14 protein-coding genes and 1 pseudogene are annotated in these 20,056 nt (G+C 73.7%); 8 read left to right on the plus strand and 7 right to left on the minus strand.

Going from position 1 to position 20,056, the window contains the following annotated elements:
* The 4 genes and pseudogenes from MTP10_RS31015 to MTP10_RS31030 form a co-directional block, all read right to left on the minus strand.
* Positions 1 to 1,069: pseudogene (locus MTP10_RS31015) on the minus strand (hypothetical protein); the annotation flags it as partial.
* Positions 1,066 to 2,640, minus strand: a complete 1,575-nt coding sequence (locus MTP10_RS31020) for an asparagine synthase-related protein (RefSeq protein ID WP_310713685.1) — start codon at positions 2,638 to 2,640, stop codon at positions 1,066 to 1,068. The pseudogene MTP10_RS31015 and the gene MTP10_RS31020, both read right to left, overlap by 4 nt.
* Entirely contained in the window at positions 2,637 to 4,532 is a 1,896-nt protein-coding gene (locus tag MTP10_RS31025; protein WP_310713687.1) for an alpha/beta fold hydrolase, read from the minus strand. The genes MTP10_RS31020 and MTP10_RS31025 overlap by 4 nt, the downstream gene beginning before the upstream one ends.
* 1 nt (position 4,533) lies before the next feature.
* The gene (locus MTP10_RS31030; protein ID WP_310713688.1) at positions 4,534 to 5,964 is read right to left on the minus strand and encodes an asparagine synthase-related protein; all 1,431 of its coding nucleotides are present in this window, start codon (positions 5,962 to 5,964) and stop codon (positions 4,534 to 4,536) included.
* Between the two features lie 374 nt (positions 5,965 to 6,338).
* On the opposite strand from MTP10_RS31030, the gene MTP10_RS31035 reads away from it, so the two are divergent.
* Positions 6,339 to 8,426 (plus strand): AMP-binding protein, encoded by a 2,088-nt coding sequence (locus MTP10_RS31035; protein WP_310713690.1) that lies wholly within the window; start codon positions 6,339 to 6,341, stop codon positions 8,424 to 8,426.
* Here MTP10_RS31035 and MTP10_RS31040 read toward each other — a convergent pair.
* On the minus strand, positions 8,376 to 9,701 hold the full coding sequence (locus MTP10_RS31040) for an MFS transporter (protein ID WP_310713692.1): 1,326 nt from the start codon (positions 9,699 to 9,701) through the stop codon (positions 8,376 to 8,378). The genes MTP10_RS31035 and MTP10_RS31040 overlap by 51 nt on opposite strands.
* A 169-nt stretch (positions 9,702 to 9,870) precedes the next feature.
* Positions 9,871 to 10,395 (minus strand): DUF4142 domain-containing protein, encoded by a 525-nt coding sequence (locus tag MTP10_RS31045; protein ID WP_310713694.1) that lies wholly within the window; start codon positions 10,393 to 10,395, stop codon positions 9,871 to 9,873.
* Positions 10,396 to 10,557: 162 nt separating this feature from the next.
* On the opposite strand from MTP10_RS31045, the gene MTP10_RS31050 reads away from it, so the two are divergent.
* Positions 10,558 to 12,096, plus strand: coding sequence for a mannitol dehydrogenase family protein (locus MTP10_RS31050; protein WP_310713696.1), 1,539 nt, complete (start codon positions 10,558 to 10,560; stop codon positions 12,094 to 12,096).
* Between the two features lie 37 nt (positions 12,097 to 12,133).
* Here the strand turns inward: MTP10_RS31050 and MTP10_RS31055 are convergent, their stop codons facing one another.
* On the minus strand, positions 12,134 to 13,555 hold the full coding sequence (locus tag MTP10_RS31055; protein ID WP_310713698.1) for an FGGY family carbohydrate kinase: 1,422 nt from the start codon (positions 13,553 to 13,555) through the stop codon (positions 12,134 to 12,136).
* Positions 13,556 to 13,727: 172 nt separating this feature from the next.
* Between MTP10_RS31055 and MTP10_RS31060 the strand changes: the two genes are divergently transcribed.
* Genes MTP10_RS31060 through MTP10_RS31085 form a run of 6 tightly spaced genes read left to right on the plus strand, consistent with a single transcriptional unit; the run spans position 13,728 to position 20,021 of the window.
* Entirely contained in the window at positions 13,728 to 15,197 is a 1,470-nt protein-coding gene (locus MTP10_RS31060) for an extracellular solute-binding protein (RefSeq protein ID WP_310713700.1), read from the plus strand.
* Positions 15,198 to 16,130: a sugar ABC transporter permease gene (locus tag MTP10_RS31065; RefSeq protein ID WP_310713701.1), complete on the plus strand. Its 933-nt coding sequence runs from the start codon at positions 15,198 to 15,200 to the stop codon at positions 16,128 to 16,130.
* Positions 16,127 to 17,032: a carbohydrate ABC transporter permease gene (locus MTP10_RS31070; RefSeq protein WP_310713703.1), complete on the plus strand. Its 906-nt coding sequence runs from the start codon at positions 16,127 to 16,129 to the stop codon at positions 17,030 to 17,032. Before MTP10_RS31065 ends, MTP10_RS31070 begins: the two co-directional genes overlap by 4 nt.
* Before the next feature lie 8 nt (positions 17,033 to 17,040).
* Positions 17,041 to 18,054 (plus strand): NAD(P)-dependent alcohol dehydrogenase, encoded by a 1,014-nt coding sequence (locus MTP10_RS31075; protein WP_310713705.1) that lies wholly within the window; start codon positions 17,041 to 17,043, stop codon positions 18,052 to 18,054.
* A gap of 4 nt (positions 18,055 to 18,058) precedes the next feature.
* Positions 18,059 to 18,895 (plus strand): DeoR/GlpR family DNA-binding transcription regulator, encoded by an 837-nt coding sequence (locus tag MTP10_RS31080; RefSeq protein WP_310713706.1) that lies wholly within the window; start codon positions 18,059 to 18,061, stop codon positions 18,893 to 18,895.
* 10 nt (positions 18,896 to 18,905) lie between these two features.
* Positions 18,906 to 20,021 carry a sn-glycerol-3-phosphate ABC transporter ATP-binding protein UgpC gene (locus tag MTP10_RS31085; RefSeq protein WP_310713707.1) on the plus strand — a complete coding sequence of 372 codons (1,116 nt, stop codon included), beginning with the start codon at positions 18,906 to 18,908 and terminating at the stop codon, positions 20,019 to 20,021.
* Positions 20,022 to 20,056: the final 35 nt, after the last annotated feature.

Here is a 20,056-nt window from a genome sequence, read left to right on the forward strand (position 1 = left end):
CTCTGCGGTTACGACCGGCACGACGCCGGTCGGGCTCTGCTCGCCTGCGTCGAGCTCTACCGGCAGTGGCTCGACGACCCCGCAGCGGTGATCGAACCCCCTCCCCGCGCCATCGGTCCGCGAGCCCCCGGCGGACGGCCGTCAGCCCGGCCAGGCCGGACGGCAGCGCTACGGGGCCCGCCTGGAGGAGCTCCTCGCAGCCGTCGGCGGTGAGGATCAGCGTCGCGCCGAGCCGGGCGGCCCGGACCTCGGCCGCCCGCACCAACGCCGTTCGCGCCAGATCCGGGGCGACGGGATTCCACACGGCGCCATGCCCGCCGGACCCCCGCTCCCCGTCCTCCAGAGACCTCGGGCCGCTCCCGGCCCCGATGGGCGGGCCGCTCTCGGGTGCTGAGCCGCTTCCAGGCCCGGACCCCCCGTCACTTGCGGCTCGGAACACGGGGCCGCTCCCAGGCCCGGACCGCCCGTCGCTTGCGGCTCGGAACTCGGGGCCGTTGTCGGGGCCGGGCAGCCGGTCGATCTCGGCGAGCAGGAAGCGGTGGCGGCCGTCGAGCGCCGCGAGAACCCGTTGCGTGGGTACGGCCGCGCTCGCGCCGTCCGGGCCCGGGTGGTCGGCGATCACGACGGTCACCTCCACGCCGAGCTCCCGTCCCACCGCGTCCGCCGCCGCCAGCAGCGCCGTCGCGCCCAGGCTCCCGTCGTGCAGGACGGCCACCGTCCGGTGCGCCCCGACGGCCTGCCGCACGGCGTCCCCCAGTCGTTCCCCCAGCTCCCGCGGATCGGCCGGCTCCCGCGGATCGGCCGCGCCCCGCTCCGACACGCCGAGCCGTTTCCCCACGTCCCGCGCGCCCGCCGGGCGTCCCCCGGTCGCGTCGTACGGGCCGCCCGGGGCGTCGGAGGCGGCGATGTCCGCCCAGGGAGACGCCGGATACAGTCCCAGCGCCAGCGACGGGCGCGACAGGTACAAGGCGAGCGCGTCCGCGTCGATCCGTCGCGGGGCCTCGTCGTGGCGGCCGCCGTCCGAGTCCAGCGAGCCGTACCCGGGCGAGCCGGGGACCCGCCCGCTCATGCCGTACCCCCGGCCGAACCGCGGGCCCCGCGGTCCTCCGCGCCCCGGAGCCACAGCTCCACCGCGCTGGCCGTCGCGATCTCGAACGTGTCCCTGCACCGCGTCCGCCAGTCCGGCCGCAGCAGCCCACGCTCGACGGCCAGCGACGGCTCCACCCGCGCCAGCCGCCAGTAGCGGGCGTACGACTGCGAGCCGCGCTGCCGGTAGGGCGGCAGCACCGCCCCGATCCCGTCCGGGAGCAGGTCGGCGACCAGCCGTTTCCTGCGCAGATACTCGTTCTCGTACGCCCCCGAGTAGCGGGCTGCCTGCGGCAGGTGGAAGGCGTACTCGGCGAAGGCGGGGTCGTAGTACGGCGCGGCCTCGGGCAGCTCGGTGGCGGGCACCATGACGTCGTACGGGAACGTCCGGTGGATCATCAGCGCCTCCGCCCACGACGCGCCCGCCTCGGCGGCGACCCTCGCCGACTCCCGCCGGTAGTCGTCCTCCCACGCGCACGCCTGCGCGTGGACCTCCTCCGACAGCAGCGCGGAGCCGTGCTCCTGCAGACGGCGCGGCCAGGCGGTCGGCCAGTAGAGCGCGGAGGAGACCCTGCGGTTGAGCCGCCCGGCCAGCAGCGCCGTCAGCTCCCGCACGGGCGGCCCGCCACCCGCGGAGGCGTCCCGCAGGTAGGCGGTCAGGTCACCGAAGGAGCCGGGGCGGAGCAGCCGCGCCGCCATGTAGCCGGGCGCCTCCAGCAGTTGGTCGGCGCCGCTGCCGTGGAGGAGTACCTGCGCTCCGGCCTCCGCGGCCAGCTCGGCCATGCCGCGGTGCAGCCGGGGGAAGCCGTCGAAGCGCGGGCCGTGCGCGCACCAGTCCGGCTCCGGCCAGCGCCGGGGGGCGGGGTCCACCCGCAGGTGCGGGCAGCGCAGCCCCAGGAACTCCAGCAGCCGGTCCACCACGACCTTGGGGCGGCGGCCACGGTCGTCGGGGATGTCCATGGTGACGGTCAGCAGGCGCCGGTCGGTACGGCGGCAGACCCGGGCGGTGACGGCGAGGAGGGCGGCGGAGTCGAGCCCGCCCGAGGTGGCGACGGCGACGTGCTCCCGGTCGCCGATGGCCCGTTCGATCGCGGCTTCGAGCCGGTCGCGCAGCTCGTCCGGGCGGGCGTGGCCGCGCGGCCGGGGCGGAGCGTGCCGGACCCGTTCCAGCCCCGCCCACGGCGAGGCCGGGAACAGGTCGGTGCTCAGCCCCGGCCAGGTGAACCAGGTGGCCAGCGCGGCCAGGGAGTAGGCGCCCCCGGAGGCGGGCGGGCCACCGGCACGCCCGGAGCCGGTCTCCCCGCCGGCGGCCGACGGGGCCGCGGTGCCTTCGGAGCCGGCCTCCCGGTAGACCGGGTGGGTGACGAACGGGGCGAGCCGGTCGGAGGTGGCGGCGTAACGGAAGGAGGGGGCGGGAGCGGGTTCCGGGGCGGCGGTCTGCTGCGGAGGGGAGGTCTGCTCCGGGGCGGTGGTGGAGGCGCGCTCCGGGATGGAGGAGCGTTGCTGGGCGGGGATGTGCCCGGGGATGGCGTCCGGGTGCGGGGGGCTGGTCACGTGCGCCTCTTTCGAAGGTGGAAGGCGAGCTGGCGCCCCACCACCCGGGCGAGCCGGATCCGGTTGGCGGGGCGGGTGATGCCGTGGCCCTCGCCGGAGAGCACCAGGCAGTGGTGGGGGTGGCCGTGCCCGGCGAGCGCGGCGGCCATGGTGGTGGCGTGCGTCGAGGGGACCAGCGGGTCGTCCCCGCCGTGCACCAGCAGCACCGGCGTGTGGCAGGCGGCGGCGTGGGTGAGGGGCGAGCGGGCGCGCAGCAGCTCGGCGTCCTCGTCGGGGTCGCCGATACGGTGCAGGAAGTGCGCGCGCTCGTGGTGTGACGACTCCCGCACATGCCGGACGAACGCCACCAGGTCGGTGGGCGCGCACACGGCCACGGCCAGGGCGAACGCCTTCGGCCGGGCGGTCGCGGCCATGAGCGCCGCGTACCCGCCGTACGACTGCCCCATGACGGCCACCCGGTCCGGGTCGGTGTGCCCCTCGGCGACCGCCCACCGCAGCGCGTCCTCCAGGTCGTCCTGCATCGCGCCGCCCCACTCCCCGCGGCCCAGATCCAGGAAGCGGGTGCCGTACCCCTCGGAGCCGCGGAAGTTGACGCGCAGGGACGCGTAGCCGCGCTCGGCCAGCCACTGCGCCTCGGGGGACAGGCCCCACGAGTCGCGCGACCACGGGCCGCCGTGCACGAGCAGCACGGTCGGGTACGGCGGTGCGGCTCCGCCGGCCGGGGTGACCAGGTAGCCGTCGAGCGTCAGGCCGTCGCGCGCCGGGATGGCGACCGTGAGCGTGGGCGCGACCCTGACACCGGACGTCACCCGCCTGGCCGCGCCGGGACCGAGCCGGGCCGCCGCGGAGAGGAGGTGGGTCGCCGCGCGGCGTGCCGGGCCGGGAGCACCCAGCTCCACGGGGACCGGGAGGGCGGTGTTCGCGGCGCGGTTCCAGAGGAGGTGGCGGGGCGGGGTCTCGCCGTCGTCGATCCGTACCAGCCAGGTGATGTTGTCCCGGGTCAGGCCGGCGAGCTGGAGCTCGCCCGGGTGACGCGCGCCGAGATCGCCCAGGTCGGCGGCCAGGTCCGGGGCGAGCGCACGGTGCTCCTGGCGGGCCCCGGACACGAGCGCGAGCTGGGGGAGCCGCGTCACCGGGTGCAGGACGACGTCCAGGTCGTGCTCGCCGTCGTCCAGCACGGTGCGCACCTTCCCGGTACGGAGGTCCAGCAGCCGCACGCCGAGGAAGCCGCCGCGGCAGGGTCCGGACAGGTAGAGACCGTGGCCGTCCGCCGTGACGTCGACCGGGTGGGTGACCAGCGAGCCGGGCGGCCCGGACCGCCACACCTCCCACCGGCCGTCCGCCCCCGCCGCCATCAGGCCCTCCTCCGTCCGGGCCGGCGCGTGCACGACGAGGGAGCCGTCGGTGGCGCGGGTGGTGGCGGCGCACAGCCGGTCGCCGGGGTCGCTGAACAGGCGGCCCGTTCCGGCGTCCACCTGCACGCGACGAGCCGGGACGGAGGGCGCCGCCAGGAGGTGCCACGCCCGCCGCCCCTCCACGTCGGCGCCCCCCAGCAGCAGGCTCCGCAGCCGCGGCTGGTCGCGGTCCACGACGTGGATCTGCGCGAGACCCTCCGGCGTGACGTCCGTGGTCCGGCCCGTGGCCTCGTCGTACACGACGGCCCGTTGAGTATCGCCGCCCACGACCGCCAGGACGGCGCCGCCCTCGGGCCACCAGGCGTGGTCCACGATCGGGGCGCGGCCGAGCGGGAGCCTGCGCACGCCCTCCTCGGGCCGCCAGACGAACAGCCCCGGCTCTCGCTCGCTCTGCCAGCTCACCGCCCGGCCGTCGGGCGACAGGGCGAGGTGGACGGCCGGCTCCGCGCCGAACCACCTGCGTTCCGCGCCGCGCATGCTAGCGGGCGGCCACCGGCTCGGCGCCGGCCTCCAGCGCACCCGCCACCCACCGCTCCACGTTGCGCACCACGATGGGCAGCCGCGGATGGAGCCGCTCCAGGTCGAGCCGGTCCATGGGCTGGATCAGTCCCAGCTCCTCGACCAGCAGCGGCCCCTCGGGCAGCACGTCGAGCACGTAGCGCCGGAAGGCGTCCGAGTAGCTCTGCTTGTACTCCGGCAGCAGCGGCCGCAGCGCGGCGGGCAGCAGCCGCAGGTGCAGCGCCTTGTACCACTGGTACGGGTACGGCCCCTCGGCCCGGAACCGGGCGGCGGGAGGCAGCCCGAAGGCGTACCTGACGAACCCCTCGTCGACGAACGGGGAGCGCTGCTGGATGGGCGCGCCGAGCGGATGCGCGTCGTACGCCCACGGGAAGATCGAGTCGTACAGGCTGGCCGTCGCCCAGTCGCCGCCCGCCGCCCGGAACGACTCGAACCTGTCGGCCAGCCAGCCCGCGGTCCAGTTCCCGACCGACTCCTCATAGGCGGCGGTCAGCACCGAGGGGCGCCCGCTCTCGACCACCTCGTGCAGCGCGGTCGCCACGTACAACTGGAAGGACGTCTGCGGGGGCAGCCGCCGCGCCGCCAGCGCCGCCGCCTCGCCCGCCACCTCCACCAGGGAGTCGCCCCGGCCGAACGCCGCCAGGTAACGGCGCAGGTCACGCCACCTGCGTCCGCGCGCCAGAGGGGCGGACAGGTGGTTCCAGGCGCCGAGCACCTCGTCGCCGCCCTGGCCGCTGAGCAGGACGGTCGCCCCGAGGGCGGCGGCGTGGTCCACGGTGGCCTGGTGCAGCCGCGTGTAGTAGTCGTGCCGGGGGCCCAGCGGCGACCACGCCGGCTCGGGCAGCTCCCGCCACTCGGCGGGCAGGACGTGCAGGTCACAGGAGATGCCGAGGGCCTGGAGCTGCCGATGGACCATGCCGGCGGTGGCCCTGCCGAACTGGTCGCGCAGGTTCCACACGACCGCGCTGAGCCGGCGTCCCTCCCGCTCGGCCTGCCGCAGGGCGTGCACGAAGACCGCCCACGAGTCCATGCCGCCCGACAGCAGCACCACGGCGGACTCCGCGTCGCCCAGGCATCGCGCGACGGCCGCCCCGAACTCCTCCTCCAGCGCCGACTCGTCGGACGAGCCGAGCGGAGGCAGGGCGAGGGGCGGGCGGTGCCGTACCACGCCCTCCCACGGGCACTCGGGCGGGAACTCCGCCTCGAACGGCAGACCGTGCAGCAGCAGCGCCAGCCGCTCCAGCGAGAACCTCTTCCCGGGCCCGGCCAGGCGCAGCGGGTCACGGTCGAGCGCGCCGTCCCCGGTGCGCGAGCCGTCCCCGGTACGTGAGAAGAGGGGCTCGGACAGGATGTCCGAAACCCCTCCAGAGGTGCTGAGTTCTGATCGCAAGGAGTGGTTACCGCTTCTTGTTCAGCATCTTCCGGGACGCCCGGAACGTGGCCCAGAACTCGGAGACGGCCCGGACGTTACGGCGGACGGCCGTCTCGCTCGGCTGTACGGCGTTGGCGACGAGGAGATTGCCCCCGCACCGGCGAACGCCACCACAGCTGTCACGAGGTAAGTCGCTGTGCCCCATCTCGTACCTCCAATCGGGTGCGAATTCCGGCACGATTCTTGGAAATGGCGGTAACGGCGTCAACGATGAACACATGTCCGCATTGAGCGGACTGATCATGTGGGCCGGCGGTGCGTATGGTGGCGAAGATGCCTTGTGCGCCTTCGCCGGGGAGGAATCGCCGTTGCCCGTGTCATCGCCGTCGCCCGTGTTGCTGCACGACATCCTCGCCCGGCGAGCGGCCGTCCATCCGGCGGCGCCGGCCTTCACCGTCGACGGGGTGGGCACGCTCGATTATCTGAGCTGGCACTCGGGCGCACGGCGCGTCGCGGCGGGGCTGGCCGCCGGCGGCGTGCGGCCGGGGGAGCGGGTGGTGCTCGCCTTCGAGGACCGCGACTGGCTCTCCTTCGCCTGCTGCTTCATGGGCGTGCTGGCGGCCGGCGGGGTGGCCGTCCCGGTGCGCGCTCCCGTCCCCGAGGGGCAGTTGCCGGCGATCGCCGCCCGGGTGGACGCGGCCGCCCTCGTCACCGGGGACGGGCGGGGCGGACACCAGTCGAAGGAGGCGTTCGGGGGCCGGCGGCTGCGAGCCGGTGAGCTGCTGGCCGGTGCGCTGGCGGCCGGTGGGTTGCCGGCCGCGGGACCGGCCGCGTCGCGTCCGGCCGCGCCGGGTCCGCCGGCGAACGCCGGTGAGGTGGTCCGCACGGGCGAAGACCCCGCCGCGGTGATCCTCACCTCGGGCACCACCGGCGCGGCCAAGGCCGTGCTCAGCGTCCACGCCTCACTCACCGACGACTGGCCGCCGGACGAGGACGTCGCGCCACCGCAGGTCAACGCCCTGTTCACCGCCGTCGCGATCGGCACGAACGCGGCGCAGTCCGTGCTGAAGAGCTGCCTGCTGAACGGCGTGCACGTCGTCCTCGGCCAGCCGTTCGCGCCCGAGCGGCTGGCCGCGCTGATCGAGCAGCACCGGGTGACCGCGCTCAGCCTGGTGCCGACCACGGCGCGGCTCGCGGTGGCCGCGCTGCGCGGGCAGGGCTGCGCGCCGTCCCGGGTCCGTTCGGTGGTGTCGTCGTCGGCCCCGCTCGACCAGCCCACCGTCGCGGGCCTCGCCGAGGTGTTCCCGGCGGCGGAGATCTTCAATGTCTACACGGTGGCCGAGGGCGGCGCCGGACTGCAGCACCGTTGCCTGCCGGACCGGCCGCCCGCGCTGGGCGAGCTGGGCCCGGACGCGCGCCTGGTGGACCGCGCGGGCCGGGACGTCGCTCCGGGGGAGGTGGGAGAGCTGTGGCTGCGCCACACCGGCCCGGCACTGGGCTACCTCGACCAGCAACAAGAACTCGGCCAGGAAAGGGGACTCGGCCAGGAAAGGGGACTCGGCCTGGAAAAGGGTGCGGACGGGCAGGTCGAGCCGGTGGGGGGTGGCTCCGGCGCGGGTACGCGGTATCTGGCGGACGGCTGGATCGCGACCGGTGACCTGTGCCGGCGGGACGAGCGGGGGACGGTGTACTTCGTGGAGCGCGCCGACGACGTGATCGTCTCCGGCGGCCTGAACGTCGCCTCGGCCACGGTCGAGGCGGCGCTGCGGACCCACGCGGCCGTCGCCGAGGTGGCCGTGTTCGGGGTGCCGCACGCGGCGCTCGGCCGGGCCGTCGCCGCCGCGGTCGTGCTGTCGGGCCCGGCCACCCCGGCGGATCTGCGCGACCACTGCGCCCGGCGGCTGCCGCGCGAGCACGTGCCGGCCGACATCGTCGTCGTGGCCGAGCTGCCCGTCACCCCGAACGGCAAGGTACGCAAACGACTGCTCGCCGAGCAGTACACCGCCACCTACCTGACGGAGCAGCACCCCGGCACACCCCTGCCCGGCGGGCACGCGGGCGCGGACCGGGGTCCGGCCGGGGGTGCGGACCCGGACCAGGGGGCGGGCGCGGACGTGACGGCCTCCGCGCCTCCCGCGGCGGCCGACGAGCTGGAGGAGGCCGTCCTCGCCGCCTACCGTGACGCCCTCGGCGTGGAGCGGATCCGGCGCGACAGCCACTTCCTCCGGCTGGGCGGCCATTCCCTCCTGGCGGCCCGGCTCGCCGCCGACCTGGAGCGCCGTACCGGGCGGCAGGTCCCGCCCGCGCTGATCCTGCGCTTCCCGCGCGCCGGCGACCTGTCCGACGCTCTCAGACTGGCCGGCCCTCTCGGGCAGGCTGGCGACCCTCTCGGGCAGGCGGGCGAGGCCCCGGCAGCGGAGGCCGGCGCGTCACGCGGGGGTGGCGCCGTACGCGGCGTCGTCGGAGATGTCGATCCTTGAGCGGTCCGGCAGCGCCAGGGTGGCCGCGAGCCCGATCACCGCCCCGACCACCATGAAGATGGAGATCGCCTGCCAGCCGTGGTCGTGCAGCAGCCACGTGGCGATCAGCGGGGCGGGGCCGCCCGCGACGACCGAGGCCAGCTGGTAGCCGAGCCCGGCGCCGCCGTACCTGAGGCCGGTCGGGAAGTTCTCGGCGATGAGTGACGCCTGCGGGCCGTACTCCATCGCGTGCTGCAACTGCGCGACGATGATCGTGAGCAGGATGACGATCGGGATGGCGGTGTTCAGCAGCGCGTAGTACGGGAACGCGATGATCGCGAGCAGGATCGCGCCGAGCGCGTAGAGCCGCCGGCGCCCGACCCGGTCGCTGAGATGGCCGAAGTACGGGATCGCGGCCAGCTCGACGACCGCCGCGCAGGTGACGGCGGCGAACGCGAACGTCTCGGACATCCCGATGTGGGGCGCGGTGATGTAGGTGATGACGAACGTCGTGAAGAGGTAGAACGGCATCTGCTCCGAGACGCGGAGCAGCGCGCTGAGCACGACCTCCTTCGGGTGCCGCTTGAGCACCTCGACGACGGGCAGCTTGGCCACCCGCCGCGTCTGCAGGAGCCGGCTGAACAGCGGGGTCTCCATCACGCGCAGCCGCACCCACAGTCCGATGGCCACCAGCACCAGGCTCGCCAGGAACGGCACGCGCCAGCCCCAGACCTTGAACGCGTCGCCCGCGACGGCGGCCAGCAGCGACATCGCGCCGGTGCCGAGGATGAGGCCGATCGGCACGCCGATCTGCGGCCAGCTCGCCATCAGGCCGCGCCTGCGCTGGTCGCCCCACTCCATGGACAGCAGCACCGACCCGCTCCACTCGCCGCCCACCGCGATGCCCTGCAGGATGCGCAGGACGACGAGCAGGATGGGCGCGGCCACGCCGATGCTGGCGGTGCTCGGCAGCACGCCGATGAGCGCGCTCGACACGCCCATCATCACGAGTGTCACGATCAGCGTGGCCTTGCGGCCGATCCGGTCGCCCCAGTGCCCGAAGATGGCGGCGCCGACCGGGCGGGCCGCGAAGCCCACCGCGTACGTGGCGAACGCCGACAGGGTGCCCGCGTAGGGGGTGGACTTGGGGAAGAAGACCCCGGCGAAGACCGTGGCGGCCGCCGTGCCGTACAGGAAGAAGTCGTACCACTCGATGGCGGTGCCGACGACGCTGGCCGTGGCGGCCTTCCTGATCTGGGATCGCTGCTCTTCCGCTGACAGTCTGCTCTCGGCCATCACCGCGCCTCCTCAGGCCGGTCCGTCCGATCCCGTACCCCGGCTGAAGAAGATCATTATGGCTTTTGTCAGATCGTTACGATATGTCGGTTTCAGCTCGCCCGTCGCCGAGCAGCCGGGTCACCCGGATCTCCACGACCGCCCGGAGGGGGTTGGGCCGGGGCGGTCGTCACTTCTGGGCGCTCAGCAGCTCGTTCAGGTGCTTGCGGATGACGGGCGCGCCGGACTGCGCCACCTCCTTGGCCGTCGTCGACGAGCCTTCCTGGAGCTCCTTCTTGCCCAGCCGCAGGGCCGCGCGGTGGCCTGCGATCATCGCGGTGACCCAGGCGCGGTCGAAGGCGGGTCCGGACAGCGCGGACACGCGCTCCAGCATGGCCCTGTCCCGCTGGGTCGCGCGGGTGGGCAGCGTCACGTCCAGCCGTCGCGCGGCCTCCCGCACTGCCGCGTCCAGCTCGGTGTGGTCGGCGACGAGTGTGGCCCCGATCGAGCGGACCGCGTCGGACACTCCCTTGGCCTGGGCGACCTTCCCGGCGGCGATCTCGGCGAGGTTACCCTGGTGGGCCGCCCGCAGATACGCCGTGTCCTGCTGGGAGACCGCCGTCCCCCGTGCGGTGGCGGCCGGCACCGGCGACCCGCCCAGCACCACCACCGCGGCGACCGTGGCGACTCCGGCGAACGTGACACGTAGCGACATCACTACCCCCCGTACATGAGCGTGGACGGCTGTCCGTCCTCCAGCTCGATTCCCGGCAGATGCGGTCGCATGTTGGCGAAAACGCAGAAAGTAGCAGAAAGCGAACAATCGATTACGTTCTGCTACATAGTGGTGTACGTTTGAAGCGGGGGAAGCCCGGCCATGCTGAGCGTAGAGGCGGCGCGGGGGGCCGCCGAAGGGGAGATCATGGCGCTGACGACACTGACGCAGGACACGCTGGCGAGCCTGCCCGGGGAGGTCGCGGTCCCCTCCTACGACCGTTCGGGGCTCACCGCCGGCATCGTGCACTTCGGGGTGGGCGGGTTCCACCGCGCGCACCAGGCGATGTACCTCGACCGGCTGATGAACGACGGCAAGGCACGCGACTGGGCCGTCTGCGGCGTCGGTGTCCTGCCCGGCGACGCGCGGATGCGCGACGCGCTCGCCGCCCAGGACGGCCTCTACACCCTCGTGCTGAAGCACCCGGACGGGACGCGCGAGGCCCGCGTCATCGGCTCGATCGTCGACTATCTCTTCGCCCCCGACGACCCGCGGGCGGTCATCGAGAAGATGGCCGATCCGGCCGTGCGCATCGTGTCGCTCACCGTCACCGAGGGCGGCTACAACATCGACCCCGTCACCGGCGAGTTCGACCCGCGGACGCCCGCGATCCGGGCGGACGCGGCGCCCGGCGCGGTCCCGGCCACCGTGTTCGGGCTCGTCACCGAGGCGCTGCGGCTCAGGCGCGAGCGCGGGATCCCGCCGTTCACGATCATGTCGTGCGACAACATCCAGGGCAACGGGGACGTGGCGCACCGCACGTTCACGGCGTTCGCCCGCCTCGCCGACCCCGGCCTCGCGGCCTGGATCGAGACCGAGGTCGCCTTCCCCAACTCCATGGTGGACCGCATCACGCCCGTCACCACGGACGAGGAGCGCGAGTCCGTGGCGCGGCTGTCCGGCGTCCGCGACGCCTGGCCGGTGGTCTGCGAGCCGTTCACCCAGTGGGTGCTGGAGGACCGCTTCACCGCGGGCCGGCCGCCCTTCGAGGAGGCGGGGGTGCAGGTCGTCGCCGACGTGGAGCCGTACGAGCTGATGAAGCTGCGCCTGCTCAACGCCGGGCACCAGGCGCTGTGCTACTTCGGCCACCTCAGCGGGCACCGCTACGTCCACGAGGCCGCCCGCGACCCCGCGATCGCCGCGTTCGTCCGCGGCTACATGGACGCCGAGGCCACGCCGACGCTGCGCCCCGTGCCGGGCGTCGACCTGGACGCCTACAAGAGCACCCTCATCGAGCGCTTCTCCAACCCCGAGGTGCGCGACACGATCGCGCGCCTGTGCGCCGAGTCGTCGGACCGGATCCCGAAGTGGCTGCTGCCCGTCGTGCGCGAGCAGCTCGCGCGGGGCGGCGAGGTCACCCGCTCGGCCGCCGTGGTGGCCGCCTGGGCGCGCTACGCCGAGGGCGTGGACGAGCGGGGCGAGCCGATCACCGTCGTCGACCGGCTGAGCGACGAGCTGACGGCCATCGCGAGGTCGCAGCGCGAACGGCCCGCGGCCTTCATCGAGAACCGCGCGCTCTTCGGCGACCTGGCCGACGACAAGCGGTTCGCGGAGCCGTACCTGCGCGCTCTCGAATCGCTGCACACCAGGGGGGCCCACGTGACGGTGGAGGAGCTCGCCCGCCACGGCGAGCGCCGGTGACGCGCCGCCCCCGGCACGATCACAACGGCTGACGCGATCACAACGGCTGAGCGGTCGGCGGCGGCGCGTGCCGGGCGTACTGCTCGCGGATGAGCGGGCGGTGGTCGGGCGGCGGCTCGGCCGCGACGGAGCGCGGCCAGTGCGGGCGCTCCCCCATGAGCGCCCAGGCGGCCTGGGCCGCGGCCCCGTCGGCGACGTACTCGCCCGGCCGCGGCACGACCACGGGCGGCTCGAACGTCTGGGCGGCGATCCGCTGCACGGCGGTGTTCTGCGCGGCCCCGCCGATCAGCAGCACCCGGTCCGCCTTCACGCCCTGCGCGCGGATGGCGTCGAGGCCGTCGGCCAGGCCGCACAGCATGCCCTCGAAGGCCGCGCGGGCGAGGGCCGGCCGGGTCGCCGACGCGAGCGTCAGGCCGAAGAGCGTGGCCGTGGCGTCGGGCAGGTTCGGCGTGCGCTCCCCCTCGAAGTACGGCTGGAGCACGAGGCCGCCGGCGCCCGGAGGGGAGTCGAGGGCCAGCAGCCCCAGCTCGTCGTGGCCGACGTCGAGCAGGCGCGCCACGGCGTCCAGCACGCGGGCCGCGTTCAGGGTCGCGATCAGCGGCAGGAACTGGCCGGTGGCGTCCGCGAACCCGGCGACGGTCCCCGTCTCGTCGCACGCCGGACGGTCCGTCACCGCGAAGACGGTGCCGCTCGTCCCGATCGACACGACGACGTCGCCGCGGGCCGCGTCGAGGCCGAGCGCCGCCGCGGCGTTGTCGCCGGCGCCGGGGCCGACGACGATCGGCGTCCCCGCGGCCGTCCCCGCGCGCTCGCCGGGCCCGAGGACCCGGGGCACGATCACCGCCCGGCCCAGCGCCCGTTCGAGGAGCTCCTGGTCGTACTCGCCGGTGAACGGGTTCCAGTACGCCGTACCGCTCGCCTCGGAGCGGTCGGTGACCAGCTCGCCGAGCTCCGGCCCGAGCGGGCTGGACGCGGCCGGGCCGAACCCGCGCAGCCGCCAGGTCAGCCAGTCGTGCGGCAGCGCGACGGCGGCGACCTCGGCGGCGTTGCCCGGCTCGTGGTCGCGCAGCCAGCGCAGCTTGGCGGCGGTGAAGGAGGCCACGGGCACGCTTCCCGCCCTCCTGGCGTAGGGTCCGGCGCCCACCTCCCCGACGAGGTCGCGGGCGGCGGCGGCCGAGCGCGTGTCGTTCCAGAGCAGCGCCGGCCGGATGACGCGGCCGGCGGAGTCGAGCGGGATGAGGCCGTGCTGCTGGCCCGCGACCGAGATGGCCGCGACCTCGTCGAGCCCGCCCGCGCGGGAGAACGCCGCCCGCATCGCCTCCCACCAGCGCACGGGGTCCACCTCCGTGCCGGGCGGATGACCCGCCCTGCCGGAGCGGACCAGAGCCCCGGAGCCGGCGTCCCGGAGTACGACCTTGCAGTTCTGGGTCGACGAGTCGACGCCCGCGACGAGTGTCATGGCAGCCCCACTCGCTGAGCCTACGAGCCGGTGACCAGCCAGAACCCACCAGAAAAGCAAAGATCTCATATGAAATGCGAGAAAATCTCACATATGCGTTTACATCAGCATTTATTACGGATAAACCGGCCTCATTGCCCTTACCTGTCGCATGACCGTGGGGGAGGGGACAGTGGACCGGAACCCGCTCGAACCGAGCAGGCGTGACATCCTGCGGGGCGCGCTGGCCGCGGGCGCCGCGGTCACCCTGGGCGGGAGTCTCAGCTCCTGCGGATCCCACGCCGACGCGCCGCACGTCGCGACCGCCGCCGGGGACCAGTGGCGCCAGTTCAAGGGCGCCACCCTGAACTTCATCTCGGAGAACACCGCTCCCACCGCCGCCATCGCGGCCGACACGCGGCCCTTCACCGACCTGACGGGCATCACCGTCAACATCGTCACGCTGGAGCTGACCGCGCTCGTCCAGCGGGTCGCCCTGGACCTGGCCTCCGGGCACGCCCAGTACCAGGTCATCTACGCCGACCCGTACCAGGTGCTGGCGCCGTACCAGCGCGGGCTGGTGGACCTGCGCACCATGCAGGCGGACCCGAACCTGCCCGACCTGCCCGGCGGCGTGGCGGACTTCATCCCCGCCCAGCTCGACGCCGCCGGCCGGTTCGTCGACCCGCAGGCGATCTACACGCTGCCCTACGACGCGCCGACGATGATCTGGCAGTACCGCCGCGACCTGTTCGACAAGTACCACGACCGCATGGCCAACGACCTCGGCTTCGACCCGACGCCGGGCGGCGATCGGACCTGGGAGGAGTACTACAGGATGGCGCGGTGGTTCAACAAGAACGCCACCGCGGACGTCAAGTACGGCACCGGCCACCAGGCCCGCCAGCACGACTCCCTGATGAACGACTTCAGCAACGTCCTGTGGTCCTACGGCGGCGCCTACTTCGACAACGGCAAGCAGGTGGGGCGGATCGGCTCGCGCGACCCCGGTCCCTGCCGGCTCGACTCCGAGGCCGCCATCGCCGGCGCGCGGTTCTACCAGCGGCTGCTCGCCATCGCCGACCCCGCGTCCACGACCTGGGACTGGGACGGCGTCGGCGCCGCGTTCCGCGCCGGGCGGCTGGCGATGTGCCCCAACTGGCACGAGTTCGCGGCCAGCAACGAGCAGGTGCTGCCCGGCAAGGTCGGCTACGCGCCGCTGCCCAAGGGGCCGGCCGGCACCGCCAACATGTACGGGGGCACGGGGGTGGCCATCAGCGGCAACACGCTGCCCAACGAGCGCGGGGCCGCCTGGCTGTTCATCGCCTGGGCCACCTCGCCCCAGACACAGCTCGCCAACCTCAAGAGCAAGGCGGGCGGCGGCACCCCCACCCGGACCTCGGTGTACGAGCTGCCGGAGGTGCGCGCGGCCGAGCACCGGCCCACGCCGATGCCGAACATGCTCACCGCCGCCGCCGTCCGGCAGGCCTGGGAGCCCGACAAGATCGGCCTGCGCCCGAAGATCCCGATGTGGAACGAGTGCAACACCGCGATCTTCACCCAGCTGTCCCGGATGCTCACCGGCGGGTCGTCGCCGGAGGAGGCGATGCGCTCCATCAAGGCGCGGGTGGACCAGATCGTGGCCCGAGGGTGGGTGGCGTAGATGACGCACGCAGCGGATCACTCGCCGGTGCTGGAGCGCTCCCGGCCGGACACCGCCGCGCCCCGTGAGCCGCGTATCGGCTTCGAGGGCAGGATGATGGCGCCCGGCCTGCTCCTGCTGGCCGCGCTGTCGATCGTGCCGTTCATCGCGCTGATCGCCATGAGCTTCGCCCACGTCCGGCTGCTCGGCGGGGTGCGGCTCGACCTGATCGGGCTGCGCAACTGGGCGCGCTTCTTCACCGACGCCGACATGTGGATGTCGTGGCTGCGGACGATCGTCTACTTCGTCCTGACCGTCGGGCTGGAGATGGTCCTCGGCGTGGCCGTCGCGCTGTGCCTGTTCCGGGTGCTGCGCGGCCGCAACGTCCTGCTCGGCCTGCTGCTGCTGCCGATGTTCGTCGCCCCGTCGATCGTCGGCCTGCTGGGCCGCTACCTCACCGACTCGACCTTCGGCCTCTACGCGTGGGTGCTGCGCTCGGTCGGCTACACCGGCGACATCCTCGGCAGCCCCATCAGCGCCTTCGCCGCCGTCGTGCTGATGGACGTGTGGGAGTGGACGCCGCTGATCGCCCTGATCACCCTGGCCGGCCTGTCCAGCGTGCCGCAGTCGGTGCGGGAGGCCGCCGCCGTGGACGGCGCGCCGGGCTGGATGACGCTGCGGTACATCGTCTTCCCGGCGATCGCGAATGTGCTGCTCGTCGCGCTGCTCATCCGCTCCATGGACGCGATCCGGTACTTCGACATCATCTGGGTCACCACCAACGGCGGCCCCGCCGACGCCACCAAGATCGTCCCTGTCCGGCTGTACGAGACCGCGTTCCGCTTCTTCGACCTCGGCTACGCCGCCGCCATCGGGCTGGCGATGCTGGCCTTCTCGATCTTCATCGCCCGTACCTTCGTCCGGCTGCTGGACGTCAGGGGGTTGACCCGATGAGCGCCACACAGGTCGAGCGGCGCACCGCGCCGGTGACGGCCGCCCCGCGGGGGACGCCGCAGTCGCCGCTGGAGGAGACCGGCAGGCGCACCCGCTGGATGGTCGGGCTGGTCGTCGTCGTGGCCATGCTCTGGACGCTGGTGCCGCTGGTGTGGATGCTGATGTCCTCGTTCAAGAACCGCACGGACGTCACCTCGGGCACGCCGCAGGTGCTGTTCCAGCCGACCCTGGACAACTACCGGGGCCTGTTCTCCGGGCCGAACAACCTCGTGCCCTACATCTGGCACAGCGTGCTCGCCGCCGGGATCTCCGCGGTGCTCGCCGTCTGCCTGGGGGCGCTGGCCGGGTACGGCCTGGCCAGGACCCAGATGCGCGGGAAGAAGCACCTGGCGTTCTGGATCATCTCGACCCGCATGGCGCCCATCGCGGCGGTCGTGGTGCCGCTGTTCCTCATCTTCCGCGGCCTCGGCCTCATCGACACCATCCCGGGGCTGGTGCTGGCGTACCTGACGTTCAACCTGCCGTTCGCCATCTGGCTGATGAGCGCGTTCTTCGCCGAGGTGCCGCCGTCGCTGGAGGAGTCGGCGCTGGTCGCGGGCTGCACCCGCTGGCAGGCCTTCTGGACGGTCATCCTCCCGCTGACGAAGGCCGGGCTCGTCACCACCTTCATCCTGTGCCTGGTCTTCGCCTGGAACGACTACGCCTTCGCCGTGGTCTTCTCCGGGCCGAGCTCGCAGACCCTGCCGATCGCCGCCTCGCAGCTCGTCACCCAGACGGGCGTCGACTGGGGGCAGCTCACCGCGATCGGCACGATCGTGGTCGTGCCCATGATGCTCGCCGGCCTCGCCGTCCGGCGCTGGCTGGTCACCGGGCTGACCCTCGGCGCCGTCACGGGAGAGTAGGAGGGGTCATGCGCGCAGCCGTGCTGCACGGGGTCGGCAAGATCGTCATGGAGGAGCGGCCCCGGCCCGAGCCGGGCCCCCGCCAGGTGCTCGTCCAGGTCACCTCGGTCGGCACCTGCGGCTCCGACGTGCACTACTACGAGCACGGGCGGATCGGCGACTTCGTCGTGCAGTCCCCGCTGGTGCTCGGCCACGAGCCGGCCGGGATCGTCGTGCAGACCGGGCCGAGGGCGGGCCGCCACCACCCGGGGCAGCGCGTCTCCTTGGAGCCGGGGGTGCCCGACTTCACCTGCGCCCAGTGCCGGGCGGGCCGCTACAACCTCTGCCCGCGGATGCGCTTCTTCGGCACCCCGCCGATCGACGGCGCCTTCTGCGAGTACGTCGTCACGCACGAGGAGTTCGCCCACCCTGTCCCCGACACCGTCTCCGACGACGCGGCCGCGCTGATCGAGCCGCTGTCGGTGGGCGTGTGGGCCTGCCTCAAGGCACGGGTCGGGCCGGGCACCCGCGTGCTCGTCACCGGCGCCGGCCCCATCGGGCTGCTCTGCCTCCAGGCCGCGCGGGCCTTCGGCGCCACGCAGATCATGGTCACCGACGTCAACCCCGCCCGGCTCGGGCGCGCCCGCGAGCTGGGCGCCACCGCGATCCTCGACGTGCGCACCGAGAGCCTGACCGACGCCCTCTTCGAGCCGGACGCGCTGCTCGAATGCTCCGGCCGGCCCGCCGCGACCGCGCAGGCCGTCCGCACGATGGCGCGGGCCGGGCGCGTCGTGCTCATCGGCATGGGCGGCGACGAGATCCCGCTCCCGCTGACGTACGTGCAGACGCGCGAGCTGGAGGTGACCGGCACCTTCCGGTACGCCAACACCTGGCCGCGGGCCGTCGCGCTGGCCGCCGCGGGCCGTGTCGAGCTGGACGCCCTGGTCACCGGCCACTACGGCCTGGACCGGGTCGAGGAGGCGCTCACGGCCGGCACGCGCGACCCCGAGCTGGTCAAGGCAGTGGTACGGCCGCAGGAGTGAGGACATGGCCAGGGCTCGGGCCACGACCGCCGGTCTCGAGGAGCGGAGGCGGGCGGTGCTCGCCCGCGTCGCGGAAAGGGGCGAGATGGGCATCGCCGAGCTGGCCGGCGAGTTCGGGGTCAGCGTGATGACCATGCACCGTGACCTGGACGCCCTGGCCGGCGGCGCGCTGCTGCGCAAGTCCCGCGGCCGCGCGGCGGCCGTCGCCGCCGTCACGATGGAGGTTGCGCCGGAGCTGCGCAGGCGGACGCGGCCGGCGGAGAAGGAGGCGCTGGCCGAGGTCGCCCTGTGGGAGCTGCCGCCCCGCGGCGTGCTCCTCATGGACGACTCGACCACCCTGTTCCCGCTGGCCCGGCGCCTCGACGAGCGCGGCGGCTACACGGTGGTGACCAACTCCGTCAGCGTCGCCCGCATCGTCGCGGCCACCGAGCACAGCCAGGCGATCCTGCTCGGCGGTGACTACGACGGCGCCTTCGACTCGACGACCGGGCCCGAGGTGTCCCGCGCCCTGCAGCGCATCCACGCCGACGTCGCCCTCATGTCGGCGGTGGCGATCACGCACGGCCGCCTCTACCACCCGGTCCAGAGGTACGCCGCCGTCAAGGAGGCCATGCTCGACGCGGCCCGGCGGCACCTGCTGCTCGTCGACTCCTCCAAGTTCGGGCGGCACGCCGCCTTCAGCCACCGCGACGCGAGCGCGTACGACACGGTGATCACCGACAGCGGCGTGCCGCGCGAGGAGGAGAGGATCCTGCGCGAGCTGACCGCCCGCGTCCTCCTCGTCGATGTCGAGCTCCGCCGCCCCGCCACCCTGACCGAACCCCTACCTGTGAGTCACTGAGGAGAGACCGATGGCCAAAGTTCTCTACGACGAGGCGACCCGCGTGTACCCGGGCACCGAGCGGCCCGCGGTGGACGCCCTCGACCTCGACATCAAGGACGGCGAGTTCCTGGTCCTCGTCGGCCCGTCCGGTTGCGGGAAGTCCACGTCGCTGCGCATGCTCGCCGGGCTCGAACGGGTCGACGGCGGCCACATCAGCATCGGCGAGCGGGACGTCACGCACCTGCCGCCGCGCGACCGGGACATCGCGATGGTGTTCCAGAACTACGCGCTCTATCCGCACATGTCGGTGGCCGACAACATGGGCTTCGCCCTGAGGGTGATGAAGACCCCGAAGGAGGAGCGCGACCGGCGGGTCCACGAGGCGGCCCGGCTGCTGGACCTGGAGGAGTTCCTCGACCGCAAGCCCAAGGCGCTGTCCGGCGGTCAGCGGCAGCGCGTGGCCATGGGCCGGGCGATCGTGCGCGAGCCGAAGGTGTTCCTCATGGACGAGCCGCTGTCGAACCTGGACGCCAAGCTGCGCGTGCAGACCCGTACCCAGATCGCCGCCCTGCAGCGCCGGCTCGGGGTGACGACGGTGTACGTGACCCACGACCAGGTCGAGGCCATGACGATGGGCGACCGGGTGGCCGTGCTCAAGGACGGCATCCTGCAGCAGGTGGACACGCCGCTGCGGCTCTACCAGCACCCGGCCAACGTCTTCGTCGCCGGCTTCATCGGCTCGCCGTCGATGAACCTGGCCGAGTTCCGCGTCGAGGGCGAGGAGGCGGTGCTGGGCGCGCAGCGGATCCGGCTGAGCCGCGAGACGCTCCAGGCGCTGCGCAAGGAGGGCGGCGACCGCGTCATCCTGGGCTTCCGGCCGGAGGCGGTCGAGGTGGCCGGCGACGGCGGGACGGACCCGTCGACGTTCCCGATCACCGTCACCGTGGTCGAGGAGCTCGGCTCGGACGCCTTCCTCTACGGCGAGTACGCCGACGCCCGCGAACCGGCGCTGGCCGGCCAGACGGTCATCGCCCGGGTCGACCCGAACGCGCCGCCGGCCAAGGGCGACCGCGTCAACCTGCGCATCCTGCCGGGCAAGGAGCGGCTGTTCTCGGTGGTCTCGGGCCGCTGCCTGCCCTCCTGAGCGGGCATCGGCCGGGGGCTCATCGACAGCGTCTT

Origin of the sequence: Nonomuraea sp. 3-1Str, from assembly GCF_031570565.1 — a bacterium.
GTDB lineage: Bacteria > Actinomycetota > Actinomycetes > Streptosporangiales > Streptosporangiaceae > Nonomuraea.